The organism is Geomonas sp. Red276, from assembly GCF_054784495.1.
Genome location: NZ_BLXW01000002.1, coordinates 202,734 through 219,814, shown reverse-complemented (window position 1 = coordinate 219,814; position 17,081 = coordinate 202,734). Strand labels below are relative to the sequence as shown.

Annotated in this window: 17 protein-coding genes; 4 read left to right on the top strand and 13 right to left on the bottom strand. The window is 62.1% G+C overall.

The window, feature by feature from the left end:
- The first annotated feature begins 19 nt into the window (after nucleotides 1-19).
- Genes ACYVL5_RS02890 through ACYVL5_RS02875 form a run of 4 tightly spaced genes read left to right on the top strand, consistent with a single transcriptional unit; the run spans nucleotide 20 to nucleotide 4,752 of the window.
- Entirely contained in the window at nucleotides 20-1,882 is a 1,863-nt protein-coding gene (locus ACYVL5_RS02890) for a chemotaxis protein CheA (protein ID WP_460594047.1), read from the top strand.
- Between the two features lie 10 nt (nucleotides 1,883-1,892).
- Complete coding sequence (locus ACYVL5_RS02885) at nucleotides 1,893-2,765, top strand: CheR family methyltransferase (protein ID WP_460594046.1); 873 nt, start codon at nucleotides 1,893-1,895, stop codon at nucleotides 2,763-2,765.
- A 10-nt stretch (nucleotides 2,766-2,775) separates the two neighbouring features.
- Entirely contained in the window at nucleotides 2,776-3,675 is a 900-nt protein-coding gene (locus tag ACYVL5_RS02880) for an HDOD domain-containing protein (protein WP_460594045.1), read from the top strand.
- Nucleotides 3,676-3,681: 6 nt separating this feature from the next.
- Nucleotides 3,682-4,752 carry a protein-glutamate methylesterase/protein-glutamine glutaminase gene (locus ACYVL5_RS02875; protein WP_460594044.1) on the top strand — a complete coding sequence of 357 codons (1,071 nt, stop codon included), beginning with the start codon at nucleotides 3,682-3,684 and terminating at the stop codon, nucleotides 4,750-4,752.
- 157 nt (nucleotides 4,753-4,909) lie between these two features.
- Here ACYVL5_RS02875 and ACYVL5_RS02870 read toward each other — a convergent pair whose 3' ends face one another.
- The 13 genes from ACYVL5_RS02870 to ACYVL5_RS02810 all read right to left on the bottom strand — a co-directional run bounded on the left by ACYVL5_RS02870 (nucleotide 4,910) and on the right by ACYVL5_RS02810 (nucleotide 16,993).
- Entirely contained in the window at nucleotides 4,910-5,206 is a 297-nt protein-coding gene (locus ACYVL5_RS02870; protein ID WP_460594043.1) for a hypothetical protein, read from the bottom strand.
- Nucleotides 5,203-6,171: a DMT family transporter gene (locus ACYVL5_RS02865; RefSeq protein WP_460594042.1), complete on the bottom strand. Its 969-nt coding sequence runs from the start codon at nucleotides 6,169-6,171 to the stop codon at nucleotides 5,203-5,205. The genes ACYVL5_RS02870 and ACYVL5_RS02865 overlap by 4 nt, the downstream gene beginning before the upstream one ends.
- A 17-nt stretch (nucleotides 6,172-6,188) precedes the next feature.
- Entirely contained in the window at nucleotides 6,189-7,211 is a 1,023-nt protein-coding gene (locus tag ACYVL5_RS02860) for an aspartyl protease family protein (RefSeq protein WP_460594041.1), read from the bottom strand.
- A 74-nt stretch (nucleotides 7,212-7,285) separates the two neighbouring features.
- Nucleotides 7,286-8,683, bottom strand: coding sequence for an MATE family efflux transporter (locus ACYVL5_RS02855; protein WP_460594040.1), 1,398 nt, complete (start codon nucleotides 8,681-8,683; stop codon nucleotides 7,286-7,288).
- 334 nt (nucleotides 8,684-9,017) lie between these two features.
- A complete protein-coding gene (locus ACYVL5_RS02850) occupies nucleotides 9,018-9,431 on the bottom strand; it encodes a F0F1 ATP synthase subunit epsilon (RefSeq protein ID WP_460594039.1) in 414 nt (137 codons plus the stop codon).
- 73 nt (nucleotides 9,432-9,504) lie between these two features.
- Nucleotides 9,505-10,914: a F0F1 ATP synthase subunit beta gene (gene atpD, locus ACYVL5_RS02845; RefSeq protein WP_460594038.1), complete on the bottom strand. Its 1,410-nt coding sequence runs from the start codon at nucleotides 10,912-10,914 to the stop codon at nucleotides 9,505-9,507.
- A gap of 48 nt (nucleotides 10,915-10,962) precedes the next feature.
- Nucleotides 10,963-11,826, bottom strand: coding sequence for a F0F1 ATP synthase subunit gamma (atpG, locus tag ACYVL5_RS02840; protein ID WP_460594037.1), 864 nt, complete (start codon nucleotides 11,824-11,826; stop codon nucleotides 10,963-10,965).
- An 18-nt stretch (nucleotides 11,827-11,844) separates the two neighbouring features.
- Complete coding sequence (gene atpA / locus ACYVL5_RS02835; protein WP_460594036.1) at nucleotides 11,845-13,353, bottom strand: F0F1 ATP synthase subunit alpha; 1,509 nt, start codon at nucleotides 13,351-13,353, stop codon at nucleotides 11,845-11,847.
- A gap of 9 nt (nucleotides 13,354-13,362) precedes the next feature.
- Complete coding sequence (atpH, locus tag ACYVL5_RS02830) at nucleotides 13,363-13,905, bottom strand: FoF1 ATP synthase subunit delta (protein ID WP_460594035.1); 543 nt, start codon at nucleotides 13,903-13,905, stop codon at nucleotides 13,363-13,365.
- Complete coding sequence (locus ACYVL5_RS02825; protein WP_460594111.1) at nucleotides 13,902-14,471, bottom strand: F0F1 ATP synthase subunit B family protein; 570 nt, start codon at nucleotides 14,469-14,471, stop codon at nucleotides 13,902-13,904. Before ACYVL5_RS02825 ends, atpH begins: the two co-directional genes overlap by 4 nt.
- Before the next feature lie 71 nt (nucleotides 14,472-14,542).
- On the bottom strand, nucleotides 14,543-14,968 hold the full coding sequence (locus ACYVL5_RS02820; protein WP_460594034.1) for a F0F1 ATP synthase subunit B family protein: 426 nt from the start codon (nucleotides 14,966-14,968) through the stop codon (nucleotides 14,543-14,545).
- Between the two features lie 413 nt (nucleotides 14,969-15,381).
- The gene (locus tag ACYVL5_RS02815; protein WP_460594033.1) at nucleotides 15,382-16,227 is read right to left on the bottom strand and encodes a ParB/RepB/Spo0J family partition protein; all 846 of its coding nucleotides are present in this window, start codon (nucleotides 16,225-16,227) and stop codon (nucleotides 15,382-15,384) included.
- A complete protein-coding gene (locus ACYVL5_RS02810; protein ID WP_460594032.1) occupies nucleotides 16,217-16,993 on the bottom strand; it encodes a ParA family protein in 777 nt (258 codons plus the stop codon). Before ACYVL5_RS02810 ends, ACYVL5_RS02815 begins: the two co-directional genes overlap by 11 nt.
- Between the last annotated feature and the right edge of the window lie 88 nt (nucleotides 16,994-17,081).

Genomic DNA, 17,081 nt, shown 5'->3' with positions numbered 1-17,081 from the left:
CTTTTTCTGGAGCATTGTCATGGCTATAGACTGCGAGGATCAGGAACTATTAGAAGGTTTCCTGGCAGAAACCACCGAGCTTTTGGAAAAGCTGGACGACGACCTGATCAGCCTGGAAAAGAGCCCCGAAGACTCCGAGCTGATGAACCGGATCTTCCGCTCGATCCATACGGTCAAGGGGGCCTCCAGCTTCCTCGGGTTCGATTTCCTGGTCAAGGTGACCCACAAGACCGAGGACGTCCTCAACCGGCTCAGGAAGGTAGAGCTCTCCCTGAATTCGGAGATCATGGACGTGATCCTTGAGGCCGTCGACCTGGTGAAGACCCTGGTGGCCGACATCAAGGACGGCGAGATCGTCGAGCGGGACATCGAAACGGTGATCAGCAAGCTGATCCCCTACCTTTCGGAGGGGGCCGGCGAGGCGTCGGTACTCTCTCCGGCCGCGTCCGCGCCCAAGAAGGAGCCGGCTCCGGCGGCCGAGGCCCCGGTCACCCAGGAAACCGCCCTCAAGGAGGCCGCCGAGGCGCTCGAAGAGGCGGCCTCCGCCGCCCGGGAATCCGCCGCGGCCAAGGAAGAGCCGGCCGCCAAAGCGGCTCCCCCGCCCCAGCCGAAGGCGGCCGCCGCCTCCAAGGAGCCCCCGAAACAGGCAGCCGCCGCCAAGGGGGACGAACTGGCCGACAACACCACGGTCCGGGTGGACGTGAAAAGGCTCGACGACCTCATGAACCAGGTGGGCGAGCTCGTGCTCGAGCGTAACCGGATGATCCAGCTGCACAGCGATTTCCAGGCCGGCCTCGACGTCTCCGGCTTCGCCGACGATTTCGGCAAGCTCTCCAAGCGCCTCAACTTCGTGACCAGCGAGCTCCAGATGCAGGTCCTTAAGATGAGGATGCTGCCGGTCGAGAAGGTCTTCAAGAAGTTCCCCCGCATCGTCAGAAACCTCGCGCGCGACCTCGGCAAGGAAGTCGACCTCCAGGTCTTCGGCGAGGAGACCGAGCTCGACCGCTCGGTGGTCGACGAGATCGGGGATCCCTTGATCCACCTGATCCGCAACGCCCTCGACCACGGCCTCGAGACCCCCGACGAGCGGCTGGCCGCCGGCAAGGGGCGGGTCGGGACCGTCATCCTCTCGGCGGCCCACGAGGGGAACCAGATCGTCATCAGCATCAAGGACGACGGCCGCGGGATCGATCCCGAGCGGGTCTCCAAGAAGGCCCTCGACAAGGGGCTCGTGACCGAGGACCAGCTCGCCTCCATGGGGCAGCGCGAGATCCTCGAACTGATCTTCCTCCCCGGTTTCTCCACCAAGGAGCAGACCACCGACCTCTCCGGCCGCGGCGTCGGCATGGACGTGGTGAGGACCAATATCAGGAAGCTCAACGGGATCATCGAGATCAAGAACGACCTCGGCCACGGGAGCGAGTTCATCCTTAAACTGCCGCTCACCCTGGCCATCATCCAGTCGCTTCTGGTCGAGGTCGAGAAGGAGATCTACTCGATTCCTCTCTCCTCGGTCATCGAGACCCTCCGGGTTTCCACCCGCGATTTCCACGTGGTCGGCGGCCAGGAGGTGCTCAAGCTCAGGGATTCCGTGCTTCCGCTTTTGAGGCTCCAGCAGACCTTCAACTGCGCCCACACCGGCGAAGACCGGGAAACCTGCTACGTCGTCATCGTCGGGGTGGCGGAGAAACGGGTCGGGCTGGTGGTCTCCCGGCTGCTCGGCCAGCAGGAGGTGGCCATCAAGTCGCTCGGCAAATTCCTGGCCAACCTCCCCGGCATCGGCGGATCGACCATCATGGGAGACGGCAGGGTGGCGCTCATTGTAGACCCGATGGGGCTTATCGGAGGCGGGGAGTCCGCCGGCGTGAGGAAATCGGCCTGAGGGGATGATAATGGCACTAGAGACCAAACCCATCGACGTGAAAGCGGCCCTGAAGATATCCGACAAGGATTTCGAGCAGCTCAGGGACTATATATATAACGTCTGCGGGATCTACTTTCACAGCAGCAAGAAATACTTCCTGGAAAGCAGACTGGCCCGCAGACTGGAAGCGACCGGGTGCAAGAGCCACGGCGACTACTACCAGTACGTCCGCTCCGGCATGACCGGCAGCACCGAATTGAAGAAACTGCTCGACGAGATCACCACCAACGAGACCTGCTTCTTCAGGAACATGCCGCAGCTAAACGCCCTGGAGAACAAGTTCCTCCCCGAGATCGTGGCGGCCAAGTCCAAGATCGGTTTCCGCAAGCTCCGGATCTGGAGTGCCGGTTCCTCCTCCGGCGAGGAAGCCTACACCATGGCGATGATCCTCCTGGAAAAGCGCAACGCCCTCCTGAAGGACTGGATCATCGAGATCGTCGGCACCGACATCAACGAGACGGTGCTGGCCCAGGCCAAGGAGGGTGTCTACGGCAGCTACTCGGTACGCAACACCCCGGACTACTACCTGAAGAAGTATTTCAGGGAGGAGAGCCCGGGAAGATTCGTATTGTCACCGGAGGTGAAGAAGCTCGCCAGTTTCAACCACCTGAACCTCTACGACGACAACAAGATGCTTTTTATGAAGAGCTTCGACTTCATTTTCTGTGCGAACGTCCTGATCTACTTCGACACCGCCTCCAAGAGCAAAGTCGTGCAGCACTTCTACAACAACCTTCAGCCGTACGGGTACTTCTTCGTCGGCCAGTCTGAATCGCTCCACGGGGTGAATGACAAGTTCAAAACCGTGCACTTCCCGGGCGGGTTCACCTACAACAAGTGAGGACGATGGTATGGAAAAAGCAGCCATGATGCAGACGGCTCAGGAGATGGTGGAAAGCTTCGTTGATCTCCCCACCATACCGCAGGTTGCTACCAGGGTCATCGAGCTCCTGGATCGACCCGGCGTCGAGCTCGACGAGGTGGCGGACATGATCCTGTCCGACCAGGTCCTGGCGGCTCGTGTCATCAAGATGGTAAACTCGCCGCTCTACAAGCCGGCCCACGAGATAAAGTCGGTCAAGCGTGCCCTCATCTACCTGGGGTTCCGCCACATCCGGGAACTGGCCTTCACCTGCTCCTTCGTGGACGTCTTCGAGGGGCGTGACGGCATCCTCGACATCAAGAGCTTCTGGGAGCACTCCTTCGGTGTCGGCGTGGTCTCCAAGATCATCGCCCAGCGGGTCCGCTATCCGGACACCGAGAAGGCCTACCTGGTCGGGATCGTGCACGACATCGGCGAGGTCTTCCTGAGCTACTACCGCCAGGACGCCTTCCGGGCGCTATTGGACTCGACCCACGGCCACCCCTTCCGGCTGGTGGAGAAGGAGATCGAGTTCCTGGGGACCTCCCACAACGAGGTGGGGCTCTGCATCGCCCAGAAGTGGAACTTCCCCCCCGATTACTGCGAGGTGATCGCCCTTCACCATGCCCCCGAGGAGGCCACCCTGGATCCCACCCTCTGCGCCATCGTGAACCTGGCCGACCTCTTCTGCTGCGTCCGTCAGCTCGACTACGGCGGGAAATCGTGGGTCACTTTCAATCTCGCCGAAGAAAAAGCCTGGTCGATCCTCAAGTCCTACGCACCTCACCTGGCCGATCTCGACGTGGAACGCTTCTGCTACGAACTGGACGACCGCGTCCCCGAGATCGAGGACATGGTCAGGTCCATTTTCCAGGGGATAGGAGCCTGACCAACCATGTATCCGGCACAGCAAGCCAAATTGAGGGTGCTTATCGTTGACGACTCATCGTTCATGAGGATGGCCATCCGCGGGATCCTCTCCCGGGCGCCGAAGGTGGAGATCGTCGGCATCGCCGCCGACGGCGTCGAGGGAGTGGAGAAGGCGCTGGCCCTGAAGCCCGACCTGATCACCATGGATGTCGAGATGCCCCGCCTGGACGGTATCGGTGCGCTCAAGCAGATCATGGCGAAGCAGCCGACCCGGGTGCTGATGGTTTCCACCCTCACCTGCGAAGGGGCCAAGGCCACCTTCGAGGCGCTCGATGCCGGGGCGATCGACTACGTTCCCAAGAACGTCACCGACAGCAAGGATGCCCAGTCCGTCTTCCAGCAGGCGCTGCTCGCCAAGGTGGCGGAGGCGTCGCTGGCGCCGGTCCCGCTGAGGGCGGGGATGGCCCCCCGGCTGGTCCGTCCGCAGCAGGTGGTGCGCCCCTCCCACTTCACCCACCGCAAGATCTCCTACGTCGGTATCGGCGCCTCCACCGGGGGGCCGGTCGCGCTCCAGGAGGTGCTTTCCCGGGTTCCGGTCAACTTCCCCCACGGCATCGTGGTCGCCATCCACATGCCCAAGGCCTTCACCGGTCCCTACGCCGACCGCCTCAACGCCAAATGCTCGCTCTCCATCAAGGAGGCCAAGGACGGCGACATCGTGAAGGGGGGCCAGGTGCTGATCGCCCCCGGCGGCGTGCACACCTCGCTGGTCAAGCAGGGGAGCAACATCGTGGTGAAGACCTACCCCACCTCGGAGTTCCCCCAGTACATCTACATCCCGTCGGTGGACCATATGCTCACGAGCCTCTGCGACGCGAGCGGCGGCGCCATGCTCGGGGTGATCCTGACCGGGATGGGGAACGACGGGTTCAAGGGGATGCAGCACCTGAAGGGGAAAGGTGGGGTGACCCTGGTGCAGAACGAGGCGACCTCGACCATCTACGGGATGCCGCGCGCCTGCATCGAGGGAAAGGTGGCGGACGTCGTCCTGCCGCTGGACCAGATCGGGTTCGAGATCGGGAAGATCGGGAGCTGACGCCGGATAGGCATCCGGCACCGCTCACCTTAAAAAGGGGAAGGCCGCGTGGCCTTCCCCTTTCTGTTTGCGCTTCGTTCGGCTGGTGAAATCCCCCCGGCCCCCTTTTCACAAGGGATGCTGGTCTTCAGCTCCCACCAACTCCCCCTCCCCTTTTTTACCGGCTCCCTTCCAGGTAGAGCCCTTCCTCGCTCGCTTTCACCCGGCAGCGCGAGTACCCCTGGCGCTTCAGCCGGAAGAGAACGAGCGGTGCCGCCGCTTCGCTGCAGCCGGGGAAAAGTACCCTGAAATTACCTGCCTCGTCCAGCAGGGGATCCATGGTCTTACCGAAGTCGGGAGGATATAAGATGGAGACACCATCCCTGCGCCGGTTCATCGGCATGGGGTCTCTTTTGGAAGGGAAGAGCGCCCTGAACATCAACTGCAGGGTAGGCACAAGGCTCGGTTTGATCATCCTTCCTCCTCGCGGGAAGCCGGCTGGGGTTGAAGCCTCACCGCCACCCCCTTTCCGGCGGGAAAGCCTTGCCCGCTTCCCAGGTAGACTCCCAGTACCACCAGCCCTCCCCCTGCCAGCTGGGCTCCGGTGATCCGTTCGCTCAGGATCAGGGCGGCCAGAACGGTACCGAAAAGCGGGACCAGGTTGACGAAGGAGGCGGCCTTGGAGGCGCCGATGACGCCGATCCCCTGGTACCACCAGACGAAGCCTACCACCGTCCCCAGCAGGGCCAGCTGCAGCTCGGCCAGCCACCCCATCGCCGAGAAGTGCGGCAGTCCCTTTCCCAGGTGAATGGACTCGGCAATCGCGGCCGGCAGAAGGCAGGCGGCGCCGAACACCGCCGCGTAGGCGGTCGCGGTCAGCGGGGCGAAGTTGGCCAGGGCCTTCTTCCCAAGGACCGAATAGAGCGCCCAGCAAAGCGGAGCCCCCAGCATGAAGAGATCTCCCGGATTGAGGGAGAGACCGGAGATGACCGCCAGCGACCCCTTGGATATGATCACGGCGACCCCTGCCACCGAGATCAGCAGACCCGCAGTCTGAGGCCGGGTCACCCGTTCGCCCAGCCATTTGGCCGAGATGACGGCGGTGATCAGCGGGTTGATCGCCACGATCAGCGAGCCGTTGGTCGCCGTGGTGAGCTTGAGCCCGGTGAAGAAGCAGGCGGTGTAGAGAAAGACGCCGGTGAGCCCCAGGGAGAAGAGGAGAGCGGTCTGGCCGATCGTTTTCGGCAGCGGCAAGGGGCTCCCTTCCTGGCGTGCCTGCCGTACCGCCAGGGCCACCAGGACCGCGCCGGCGATCAGGAAACGCACGGTGGCCGCGGTGAACGGCGGGGCTTCCCGCACTGCGATACGGGCAGCGACGAAGGTCCCCCCCCAGAAGAAGGTAGTGAGCAGCAACTTCAGGTAGATCTTCTTGATAACCACGCCTCCGTCCCGCCGGTTCAATACCAGCGGATGACCTCTTTTTCCATGTCCAACTGGTAGCGGTGCCGCCCCAGGATATCCATTCCGAGCAGGCCGTCATGCAGCGCACCGGCCCCCGAGAAAGAGATCACTTCGATCTCCAGCCCGGGATGGGTGAAGGGACCGACCGTCACCAGGTCGATCCTGGTGAGGCGGGAGCGGACACTCCTGCCGTCGGCTAGTTCCACGCTGATCGCCCGCGCCTGTCGCAAGTCCAGAGGCAACCGGCCGATGGCGTTTTCGTGCACGCCGGTCCGGGTGGCCCCCGTGTCCAGCAGGAGCTCGAGTTTAACCGCCACCCCGCCCTGCTTCAGGACCACCGGCACCAGTACCTGGTTGTTGACCACCCGCACCGGTGTCACTTCTCCCTCTCTGACGAGCGACCTCGCGGCGACCGCCTTTTCTTCCCGGTTCGGCTGGCTGGCGGCCAGCTCCTGCGGTCTCCCTCCCTCCACCGGGTTCGGCCTTGAGGGGGTCGGCTGCTGGACCGGCTCGCCCCGGGGTTGCGCGGGCGGCCCCGATACTACACCGCTTGTCGTCACCTGGGAAGCGGTATGGAGCGGAAAATAGTGATGACCGGCCAGGGAAAGGGCGAGGGAAGCGACCGCGGCCAGGGTGACTCCCTTCCCGACCTTTGCCTTGGGGGCTTTCCGCAGGTGGGACTTGGCGAGGATTTCCTGGGCGTACACGGAAAGTTTTTTCTTTATGAGCGGGTCGTGACATCCCTCGGCAAGCTCAGCCAGTACCGATACCGCCTTTTTCCCCTCGCTTCCGGACCGTACCAGGGCGATGGAGATGGTGCTGAAGAGTTTAAGCGCCGTTTCCTGTGCGTGATGGTACTCCACCGACTTCTTGGGGAGCCCGAGTGCGGGAAGTACGGTGCGGCCCGCCTCATAGAGCGCGGACGTAAGTATCTCGACCCGTTTTTCAGGGTCGCTACTCTCTCGGAGCTCCCGCCCGACACGCTCTTCTATCTCTGAGCAGACGTAACCGAGGTCCACGACCTTACCTCCGCGGGTGCGAAAGACTGCTGACAGCAATTTGGATGGGCTTTCGTCAGATCGGTAAGGACATTCTAACGCAGAACCCCTTCCCCGTCCTTTTCCACCAGATGTTCTCTGTCACTGGTGGCGATGCGGGAGGCGAGGTGCGCCATGTAGTAAAGAGAGGCGAGCGCGGCCGACCAGGTGACCAGCAGGATCCCCCACCAGATTCCCTTGATCCCCCACTCCAGGAGGACGGCCAGAAGGTAAAAGACCGGAATCGGCAGCACGATCTGCCTCAGCAGACCGATCACCAGGGGAAACACCGGCCGCTTCAGTCCCTGCAGGACCGATACTGAGGTGTACAGGATGACATAGGCGATGAAGACGAAGGCCTCGATATGCAGGAAGCCGGCTCCGATCGCCACTACGTTCGCGTCCTTGGTGAAAAACGACATCAGTAGACGGGCACCGAAGAGGACGGTGAGGGTACCCGCGAGCATCAGGGCGATCCCGGCCCGCAGAGCGGTTTTGATGACCTCCACCACCCGTTCCCACCGGCGCGCGCCGCTGTTCTGGGCGACCAGGGCCAGGGTCGCCATGTTGAGCCCCATGACGGGAAGCAGCGCCACCTGTTCGATCCTGGTGGCGATACCGTAGGCGGCCACCGCCCCCGAACCGAACCTCGCGACGAAGCCGGTGATGATGAAGATCCCTATGGCGACGGTCATCATGTTGAGGCTCGAGGGAAAGCCGAGCTTGGCGAGTTCCCAGTAGCAGTGCCGGCCGGGTAATAGCTCCTTCCACTTAAACTCCGACAGCATTCCCGCCGACCTTACCCGCATGACCAGGTAGATGTTCCCCACGGCCTGGATAATGACGGTCCCCCAGCCGATTCCAGGCAATCCCATCGGCTCGATCCCGAGCCCCCCATAGAGAAGCCACGGGTCGAAGATGAGGTTGAGGAAGAACCCGGCGACCAGAAAATTTCGGAAGCTTCTGGTGTCCCCGGCCGCGCTGAGTATGGCGTTGAGGGCCCAGTTCAGTATGAAGAAGATACTACCGGTGAAGATGGTATGCATGTAGTGGAGGGCCAGCTGAAGTACGTTTCCCCGCGCCCCCATGATCTCGAAGAGAACAGGAGAGAGATACCACCCGATGACCCCGACGAGAAGCCCGTGCACGATGCCGAAGGAGACGGTCTGGATGGACATGTGGCGGGCGGCCACACGGTTGCCGGCGCCGAGATCGTGACCGATGAGCGAGGTGGCGGCGGTGGAGATACCGGCACCGATGGCGATGATCAGAAAAAAGACGGGGAAGGAGAGGGAAAGGGCGGCCAGGGCGTCGGTAGATACCTTGCCGCCGTAGAAGGTGTCCACCACGTTGAACATGGTGTTGAAGAGATAGCCGATGCTGGTCGGCACCGCCAGCTTCCGGATCAGAAGCGGAATCGGCTGGTTGACCAGGTCGTGACCGGTTCCTTGCATGACGGTATGCCTCGTCTGTCTCGAGCGGATGGCCCCTCCGCAGAGGGAGGGGCGAAGGAGTGTGTGAGGCCGGCCTTTAGAAACCTGCCGGCAGCGCCCCCATCCTCAGCCTGTCCCTCCCCTTGAAGGGGAGGGTACCCGTGGTCGGCGTTCCTGTTAATTTTAACGTGCCGAAGAGCCCCGTGCTTTTAATTCTTCTCCCTCCCCCATCCCCCTCTCCCCAAAAAAGGTGAGGGGATGTGGTAAAGGTCGGGGATGGCGCACGACGCACGGCGGGTACAAAAAAAGAGCGGCATGCGCCGCTCTTTCTTCGTAACTCTATTTTCGGTACCGCTTAACGCCTGGCTTTGCCGGCCACCTGCACCCTGACGAGGGCGCGCTCGAGGGCGGCCTCGTAGACGCGGAAGCTCTTGTCTTCCGGGGTAAGGGACTTGAGCTGGGTCTCGGCCCTGCTCATGGCGGCCTTGGCGCGCTCCAGGTCGATCTCGTCGGACCTCTCGGCGGTTTCGACCAGCACGGTAACCTTGTCGTTCTCCACCTCGAAGTACCCCCAGTTGAGGGCCAGGTGGTGAAGGACACCGTCCTGCTTGTAGGCGAGCTCGCCGATCTTCAAGGAGGTCAGGAAGGGGGCGTGGCCCGGCAGCACGCCGAACTCACCGAGAGCACCGGTAGCGGTGATCTCGTCCACCTCTTCGGAGAGGACCTTCTTGTAGGGGGTTACCAGTTCAACCTTCAGTTTTTCAGCCATGGAAAACCTCTTGGGGCGAAAGGCTGCGGCTCGCAGGCGGGATCAACCGCCCACGAGCCTCACCTGATTTTATTTAGACAGCCAGCGACTTAGCTTTCTCGATGGCTTCCTCGATGGTGCCGACCATGTAGAAGGCCTGCTCCGGGAGGTCGTCGTGCTTGCCGGCGACGATTTCCTGGAAGCCCTTGATGGTGTCCTTCAGTTCGACGTACTTGCCCGGGGCGCCGGTGAAGGCCTCGGCGACGTGGAACGGCTGGGAGAGGAAACGCTGGATCTTCCTGGCGCGGGCAACAACCAGCTTGTCTTCCTCGGAGAGCTCGTCCATACCGAGAATGGCGATGATGTCCTGGAGGTCCTTGTACTTCTGGAGGACGTACTGGACGCTACGCGCGGTCTGGTAGTGCTCCTCGCCGATGACCTGCGGATCGAGAATCCTGGAGGTCGAGTCGAGCGGGTCCACTGCCGGGTAGATGCCGAGCTCGGCGATCTGACGGGAAAGAACGGTGGTCGCGTCGAGGTGGGCGAAGGCGGTTGCCGGAGCCGGGTCGGTAAGGTCGTCGGCCGGTACGTAGATCGCCTGGACCGAGGTGATGGAACCTTTCTTGGTCGAGGTGATGCGCTCCTGGAGCTCGCCCATCTCGGTGGCCAGGGTCGGCTGGTAACCGACGGCGGAAGGGATACGGCCGAGGAGTGCGGAAACCTCGGAACCCGCCTGGGTGAAGCGGAAGATGTTGTCGATGAAGAGGAGCACGTCCTGGCCTTCCTCGTCACGGAAGTACTCGGCGATGGAGAGCGCGGAGAGGGCGACGCGGGCACGGGCCCCCGGCGGCTCGTTCATCTGGCCGTACACGAGGGAGGCCTTGTCGAGAACGCCCGACTCTTTCATCTCCATCCAGAGGTCGTTCCCTTCACGGGTACGCTCGCCGACGCCGGCGAAGACGGAGAAGCCGCCGTGCTGCTTGGCGATGTTGTTGATGAGCTCCATGATGAGAACGGTCTTGCCGACGCCTGCGCCGCCGAAGAGGCCGATCTTACCGCCCCTGGCGTACGGTGCGAGGAGGTCGACGACCTTGATGCCGGTGGTGAAGGACTCGACCTTGGTGGACTGGTCGACGAACTCGGGAGCGTGGCGGTGGATGCCGTACTCTTTGTCGTTACCAACCGGACCCATCTCGTCCACCGGCTCGCCGATGACGTTCAGGATGCGGCCCAGGGTCTTGCGGCCGACCGGGACGGAGATCTGCTTGCCCATGTCCTTGACCTGCTGGCCACGGATCAGACCGTCGGTGGAGTCCATCGCGATGGTACGCACGGAGTTCTCACCGAGGTGCTGGGCGACTTCGAGAACCAGGTTCCATTCCTGGTCGTCGATGGCCGGGTTGGTCACGCGAAGGGCGTTGTAGATCGGGGGCAGCTGCCCCGGCTCGAACTCGACGTCGATAACGGCGCCGATGACCTGCGAAATTTTTCCGAAGTTGCTCATGTTACCCTCTTCCTCCTGCGGCCCCGAGAGGCCACTATTTTTAAAGTGTTAACCTTTAATCGATTCCGCACCGGAGATGATTTCCATCAGCTCCGTGGTAATGGCGGCCTGGCGGGCCCGGTTGTAGATCAGGGTCAGCTTGCCGATCATCTCGGTGGCGTTCTTGGAGGCGCTGTCCATAGCGGTCATCCTGGCGCCGTGCTCGGAAGCGACGGACTCCAGCAGAGCCTTGAAGACCTGCACGTCGATGTGCTTGGGAAGAAGCTCATCCAGGAGCGCCCCTTTGGAAGGCTCATAGATGTACTGGGTCTGCACCTCTTCCTCACCCGTTTCCTGGGGAACCACCGGCAAAAGCTGCTGAATGGTGATGTCCTGGCTCATGACGGACTTGAAGGCGTTGAAGATGATGTAGACTTCGTCGTATTCCTCGGCCAGATACCCCTCGATCACCTCGGCCGCGATCAGCGATGCGGTCTGGTAGGAGAGGGTGGAGAAGATGTTGCCGTGGTTTTTCCGCACCTTGTGACGGTTCCTTAAGAACTCGTACCCCTTGCGGCCCAGCGTCATCAGGGAGACCTCGGTGAAGTCACCCTTCCTTTCACGAAGGAAGCGCTCGGCGGCCTTGCAGAGGTTGGCGTTGAAGCCGCCGCAAAGACCCCTGTCCGAGGTAACGACCATCAGCAGGGCGCGACCGCCGTCCCTTTTCACCATGAGAGGGCTGGCATCGGTGTCCTGGCTCTTGGCCAGGCGCTCCAGCACCTCCGCGAGCTTCGCGGCGTAGGGGCGGGCGGCGACCACGTTTTCCTGTGCCCGGCGCAGTTTCGCAGCCGAGACCATTTTCATGGCCTTGGTGATCTGCCGGGTATTTTTTACGGATACGATCCGCTTCTTGATGCTTTTGAGGTTCGCCATTCTCTTCCCGTCCTTGGATTAGGCAGTAAATTCCTTCTTGAACTCGTCGAGGGCAGCGACGATTTTGGCTTTCAGCCCGTCGTCGATGGCCTTCTTGTCGCGGAGCTCGGTGAGGACATCCGCCTTCCTGGAGTCGAAGAAAGCGAGGAGTTCCTGCTCGTAACGCCCCAGCACGCCGACCGGGTAGTCGTCGACGTAGCCGTTGTTGGCGGCGAAGATGACGAGGACCTGCTTCTCGTTGGCCAGCGGGCGGTACTGCGGCTGCTTGAGGATCTCGACCAGACGGGCACCACGGGCAAGCTGCATCTGGGTGGCCTTGTCGAGGTCGGAGCCGAACTGGGCGAAGGCGGCCATCTCGCGGTACTGGGCAAGTGCCAGACGCAGGGTACCGGCAACCTGCTTCATCGCCTTAACCTGGGCGGAACCGCCGACGCGGGAAACCGAGAGACCGACGTTGATGGCCGGACGGACGCCGGAGTAGAACAGGTCGGATTCCAGGTAGATCTGGCCGTCGGTGATGGAGATGACGTTGGTCGGGATGTAGGCCGAAACGTCGCCCGCCTGGGTCTCGATGACCGGCAGCGCGGTGAGCGAACCGGCGCCCAGGGCGTCGGATACCTTGCAGGCGCGCTCGAGGAGGCGGCTGTGGAGGTAGAAGACGTCGCCCGGGTAAGCTTCACGCCCCGGCGGACGGCGGAGCAGCAGGGAGAGCTGGCGGTAGGCCACGGCCTGCTTGGAAAGGTCGTCGTAGATGATCAGGGCGTGCTTCTTGTTGTCGCGGAAGTACTCGCCCATGGTGACGCCGGTGTAGGGAGCGATGAACTGCATGGGGGCCGGCTCGGAAGCGGAAGCGGCGACGACGATGGTGTAGTCCATGGCGCCGTGCTCTTTCAGCTTGGAAACGACCTGGGCAACCGTGGAGCGCTTCTGGCCGATCGCAACGTAGATGCAGATCAGGTCGCCGCCCTTCTGGTTGATGATGGTGTCGATGGCGACGGCGGTCTTGCCGGTCTGACGGTCGCCGATGATCAGCTCGCGCTGACCGCGCCCGATCGGAACCATGGAGTCGATCGCCTTGAGGCCGGTCTGCATCGGCTCGTGGACGGACTTACGGGCGACGATGCCGGGGGCCTTCACTTCGACCTTGCCGAAGGTCTTGGTGTTGATCGGGCCGAGGCCGTCGATCGGCTCGCCGATCGCGTTGACGACGCGGCCGATGAGGGCCTCGCCTACCGGAACCTCGACGATCTTGCCGGTCAGCTTGACCTGGTCGCCTTCCTTGATGTGGGAGAACTCGCCGAGGATGGCGGCGCCGACGTTGTCTTCCTCGAGGTTGAGGGTCATGCCGGTGGTGCCGCCGGGGAACTCGAGGAGCTCGCCAGCCATCGCCTTGTCGAGACCGTGGATACGGGCAATACCGTCACCGATGGAGATGATGGTGCCGGTTTCGGCAACCGCTACCTCTTTGCCGTAATCCTTGATCTGCTTCTTGATAATCTCGCTAATTTCTTCCGCTTTGATTTCCATAGAACCGTCTCACCCCTTCTGTAATGTATCTTGAATTCTGGCTAACTGTGTCCTTACGCTACCGTCGAATACCTTGTCGCCGATCTTGGTGACCACACCACCGATCAGGGTGGGGTCCACTTCCACTTTCAGCTCGACCTTCTTGCCGGTGGATTTCTCGAGAGCGGCTTTGATCTCGTTGATCTGCCCCGCTTCCAGCGGCAGGCCGGAAGTGAGGGTCGGCCTGATGACGCCGGAGAGCTCGTCAGCGTACTTGGAGTAGCTGTCGGCGATCTGCGGCAGCACGGAGAGGCGGCCGCGCTCCAGAAGGAGCATCAGGAGGTTGGAGACGTACGGGGAGAGCTTCTGCATCGCGATCAGCTCCTTCAGGATCTCGGCCTTGGCTTCCATGCCGTAGGCCGGGTTCCCGAACACCGCGCTCAGTTCGCGGTTGGAGGAGAGGAGCGCACCGAAGGAGGAGAGCTCAGTGTTGAAGCTTTCCACACTCCCTGCTTCCGAGCCAAGCTGCACAAGCGCCTTGGCGTAACGTTTTGCTATTGCGTTCGTACTCAATGTAGCGTCACCACCTTGGAGATGTATTCACCTACCAGCTTGTCCTGGTCGTCTTTGGCGATATTCTTTACGATCTTCTGCTCGGCCAGCTCGACGGCGAGCTTGGCGGCCTCGGCGCGGAGCTCGGCGCGGGCCTTGAGGACTTCCTGCTCGGCGGCGGCCTCGGCCTGGGCGCGGATGCGCTTGGCAGCCTCTTCGGCCTCGGCGATGATCCGTGCCTTCTCGGCCTCGCCTTCCTTCTTCATGTTGGCCGAGATGGTCTCGATCTCCTGGTTTGCGGCGTCGAGACGCTGGGAGTACTCCTGGAATTTCTTCTCGGCGGCGGCCTTGGCCTCCACCGCTTCCTTCAGGGCACTCTCGATGCCGGCGCGGCGGGCGGCCAGCGAGCCTTTCACGTCGGCCTTCTTGAGGGCCCAGATCACGATGGCAGCCAGACCGGCGAAGTCGATGCAGCGCCACATGAAGTCCTTCATCTGGGCGGCGGCATGACCGGCTTCGTGGGCACCCTCGGCAGCCTCATGGGCGGCACCGGCGTGCTGGGCGGCCTCTTCGGCGGCGAAGCCCATGGCGGCGAGGCCGAGGACCAGGCCTATCAGGGCGAGGGAGAAGACGATGCGTTTGGTGTTCTTGCTCATGCTTACAGGCTCCTCCCGAGAACTTTTTCGCAGATATCGGCGGAGAGGGCCTCTGCGCTCTGCTTCAGCAACTGACGAGCCTCCTCGGTCTCCTTGGCCACCTTGGCCTTGATGGAGGCGAGAGACTGGGTAGCCTCGGCGCGGGCCTTGTCGAGGATGGCGGCCTCCTGACCGGCGGCCTCCTTCTTCAGAACACCACGCTCGTCGGCGGCGCTGGCGCGGATCTCGCGCATGCGAGCCTCGTAAGCAGCGAGCTTCTCCTGCACTTCCCGGTCAACCTCGGCGCTCTTCTGCTTCGCGCCGCTGAGCTCGCCGGCACGGTCGGCCAGCTGCTTCCTGATCGGCTTGTACAGGAAGACGTTCAGCAGCAGCACGAGCACCAGGAAGTTGACCAACTGGAACACAAATGCCAAATCTAGATTGATCACCCATCCACCTCTTGTAAAACAGTTTTAAAACGATCTGTTAGAATCGATATCGCAGGGAGAGCGCAAAACAGGTGATAGCTACCACATAACTCCTTTACCTGTCAAGCGATTTATCTAATGAAACTAAAGATTGTATACAGATTGTGACTGGGCGCGGCTCCGTAAACGGGGTCGTCTGTCATTAATGTCTACGCTATGACACAGGCTTCCGCGCAGCAATGAGAGGAAGGACAGCAGATATGACACGTAGGTCGCGTTGAACGGCTTCGTTGTGAAACGCGACGTTTTTTTGCCGGGCCCGGCGGTGATGTCGCGTTTCGTTCCTCAACGCGACCTACCTTTCTTCGGCTTCCTCTCCCCTGCTAACCTCTCTCCTCGCCCCTTTAGGGGAGAGGGGGAGGGGTGAGGGAAGGTTAGAGGTTCAGCATCTCCACGATCCTGGCGAGCTCGTTCTGGTCGGAGAAGGTGATCTCGAGCTTGCCCCCCTTGCCGGAACGCTTGACGGCCACCTTGGCGCCGAAGAAGCGCTGCATCCTTTCCACCAGGTCGCGCTGGTCGGCGTCTTCGGCCTGTTTCTTGGTCTTGGGGGGAGCCGCCGGACCTTTTTTCCTTTTCACCAGTGCCTCGGTCTCGCGGACCGAGAGGTGTCCCTTGACGATCTCGTCGCGGGCCGCCCGCTGCTCATCGGGGTCCTCCAGGGTCAACAGGGCCCGGGCGTGCCCCATGGTCAGCCGGTCCTCGGCGACGTCGCGCTTGATGTCGTTGGGGAGCCTCAAAAGACGGAGCGAGTTGGCGATGGTGGAGCGTTCCTTGCCGACCCTTTTGGCCAGCTCCTCCTGGGAGAGCGAGAAGCGCTCGAGGAGGGAGTGGTAGGCCTCGGCCTCCTCCACGGCGTTCAAGTCCTCGCGCTGGATGTTCTCGATGAGCGCCATCTCGAGGGCGGTCTCCTCGGAGACGTCCTGGATGACCACCGGCACCTCGCGAAGCCCTGCCTTCTGGGCCGCCCGCCAGCGGCGCTCGCCGGCGATGATCTCGTAGTGCCCCGCCTTTTTCAGGACCACCAGCGGCTGGATGATCCCCTTCTCGCGGATGGAGGCGGCCAGCTCCTCCAGTTTCTCGTTCACGAAGGTCTTGCGCGGCTGCTCTTTATTGGGGCGGATGTCCTCGATCGGGCAGGAGAAGTACTTCTTGCCGTGATCCTCGACCACCGGCAACAGCGCCCCCATCCCTTTTCCGAGTCCCATCTTTTTAACTGCCATGCTTCACCTCCCGTCCGATCATCTCCTTGGCCAGATCCATGTAGCTCGTTGCCCCCCTTGACGTGATGTCGTAGAGGCAGATCGGCTTGCCGTGGGACGGGGCCTCCGAGAGCCTGACGTTTCTCGGTATGACGGTCTCGAAGGTCTCCTTCGGGAAGTGCGCGCGGATCTCGTCGGCCACCTGGCGCGACAGGTTGTTCCTCGCGTCGTACATGGTGAGGAGTATCCCCTCGATGTAGAGCGAGCGATTGAGCCCCTGCTGCACCAGGTTGATGGTCTTGAGGATCTGGGAGAGCCCTTCCATCGCGTAGAACTCGCACTGAAGCGGGATCAGCACGGAGTCGGCGGCGGTCATGGCGTTGACGGTGAGAAGGCTCAAGGAGGGGGGACAATCGATGAAGATGTAATCGTAGCTGTCGGAAAGGAGGGTGAGGATCCTTCTCAGCCGCCGCTCGCGCCCTTCCAGGCCGGCCAGCTCAAGCTCGGCGCCGGCCAGGTCGGCGGTAGCGGGAAGGAGATGCAGGAACGGCAACTCGGTCTTCACCACCAGGCTGGCGGGGGGAATGTCGTTGATGAGGGCATCGTAGATGCTCTCCTCGATGAGGCTCTTGTCGGTCCCGACCCCGCTTCCCGCGTTCCCCTGCGGATCCATGTCCACCAGAAGCACCCGCCGTTCGGCAACCGCCAGGGAGGCGGAAAGGTTTACCGCGGTGGTCGTCTTGCCGACCCCACCCTTCTGATTTGCCACACAGATGATCTTTGCCATATCTACCGTCCTAGAGGGTATTCCGCTCGAACAAGGGGGAGCCGCCCCACCTGAAAAGATCGATAACTACCACACTGCCGCTGGTATG

Bases quoted from the DNA above. Each gene is read 5' to 3' on its own strand.
- ACYVL5_RS02890 (WP_460594047.1), top strand. From the start codon at position 20: ATGGCTATAGACTGCGAGGATCAGGAACTATTAGAAGGTTTCCTGGCA.
- ACYVL5_RS02885 (WP_460594046.1), top strand. From the start codon at position 1,893: ATGGCACTAGAGACCAAACCCATCGACGTGAAAGCGGCCCTGAAGATA.
- ACYVL5_RS02880 (WP_460594045.1), top strand. From the start codon at position 2,776: ATGGAAAAAGCAGCCATGATGCAGACGGCTCAGGAGATGGTGGAAAGC.
- ACYVL5_RS02875 (WP_460594044.1), top strand. From the start codon at position 3,682: ATGTATCCGGCACAGCAAGCCAAATTGAGGGTGCTTATCGTTGACGAC.
- ACYVL5_RS02870 (WP_460594043.1), bottom strand. From the start codon at position 5,206: ATGATCAAACCGAGCCTTGTGCCTACCCTGCAGTTGATGTTCAGGGCG.
- ACYVL5_RS02855 (WP_460594040.1), bottom strand. From the start codon at position 8,683: ATGCAAGGAACCGGTCACGACCTGGTCAACCAGCCGATTCCGCTTCTG.
- ACYVL5_RS02850 (WP_460594039.1), bottom strand. From the start codon at position 9,431: ATGGCTGAAAAACTGAAGGTTGAACTGGTAACCCCCTACAAGAAGGTC.
- atpD (WP_460594038.1), bottom strand. From the start codon at position 10,914: ATGAGCAACTTCGGAAAAATTTCGCAGGTCATCGGCGCCGTTATCGAC.
- atpG (WP_460594037.1), bottom strand. From the start codon at position 11,826: ATGGCGAACCTCAAAAGCATCAAGAAGCGGATCGTATCCGTAAAAAAT.
- atpA (WP_460594036.1), bottom strand. From the start codon at position 13,353: ATGGAAATCAAAGCGGAAGAAATTAGCGAGATTATCAAGAAGCAGATC.
- ACYVL5_RS02825 (WP_460594111.1), bottom strand. From the start codon at position 14,471: ATGGGCTTCGCCGCCGAAGAGGCCGCCCAGCACGCCGGTGCCGCCCAT.
- ACYVL5_RS02815 (WP_460594033.1), bottom strand. From the start codon at position 16,227: ATGGCAGTTAAAAAGATGGGACTCGGAAAAGGGATGGGGGCGCTGTTG.
- ACYVL5_RS02810 (WP_460594032.1), bottom strand. From the start codon at position 16,993: ATGGCAAAGATCATCTGTGTGGCAAATCAGAAGGGTGGGGTCGGCAAG.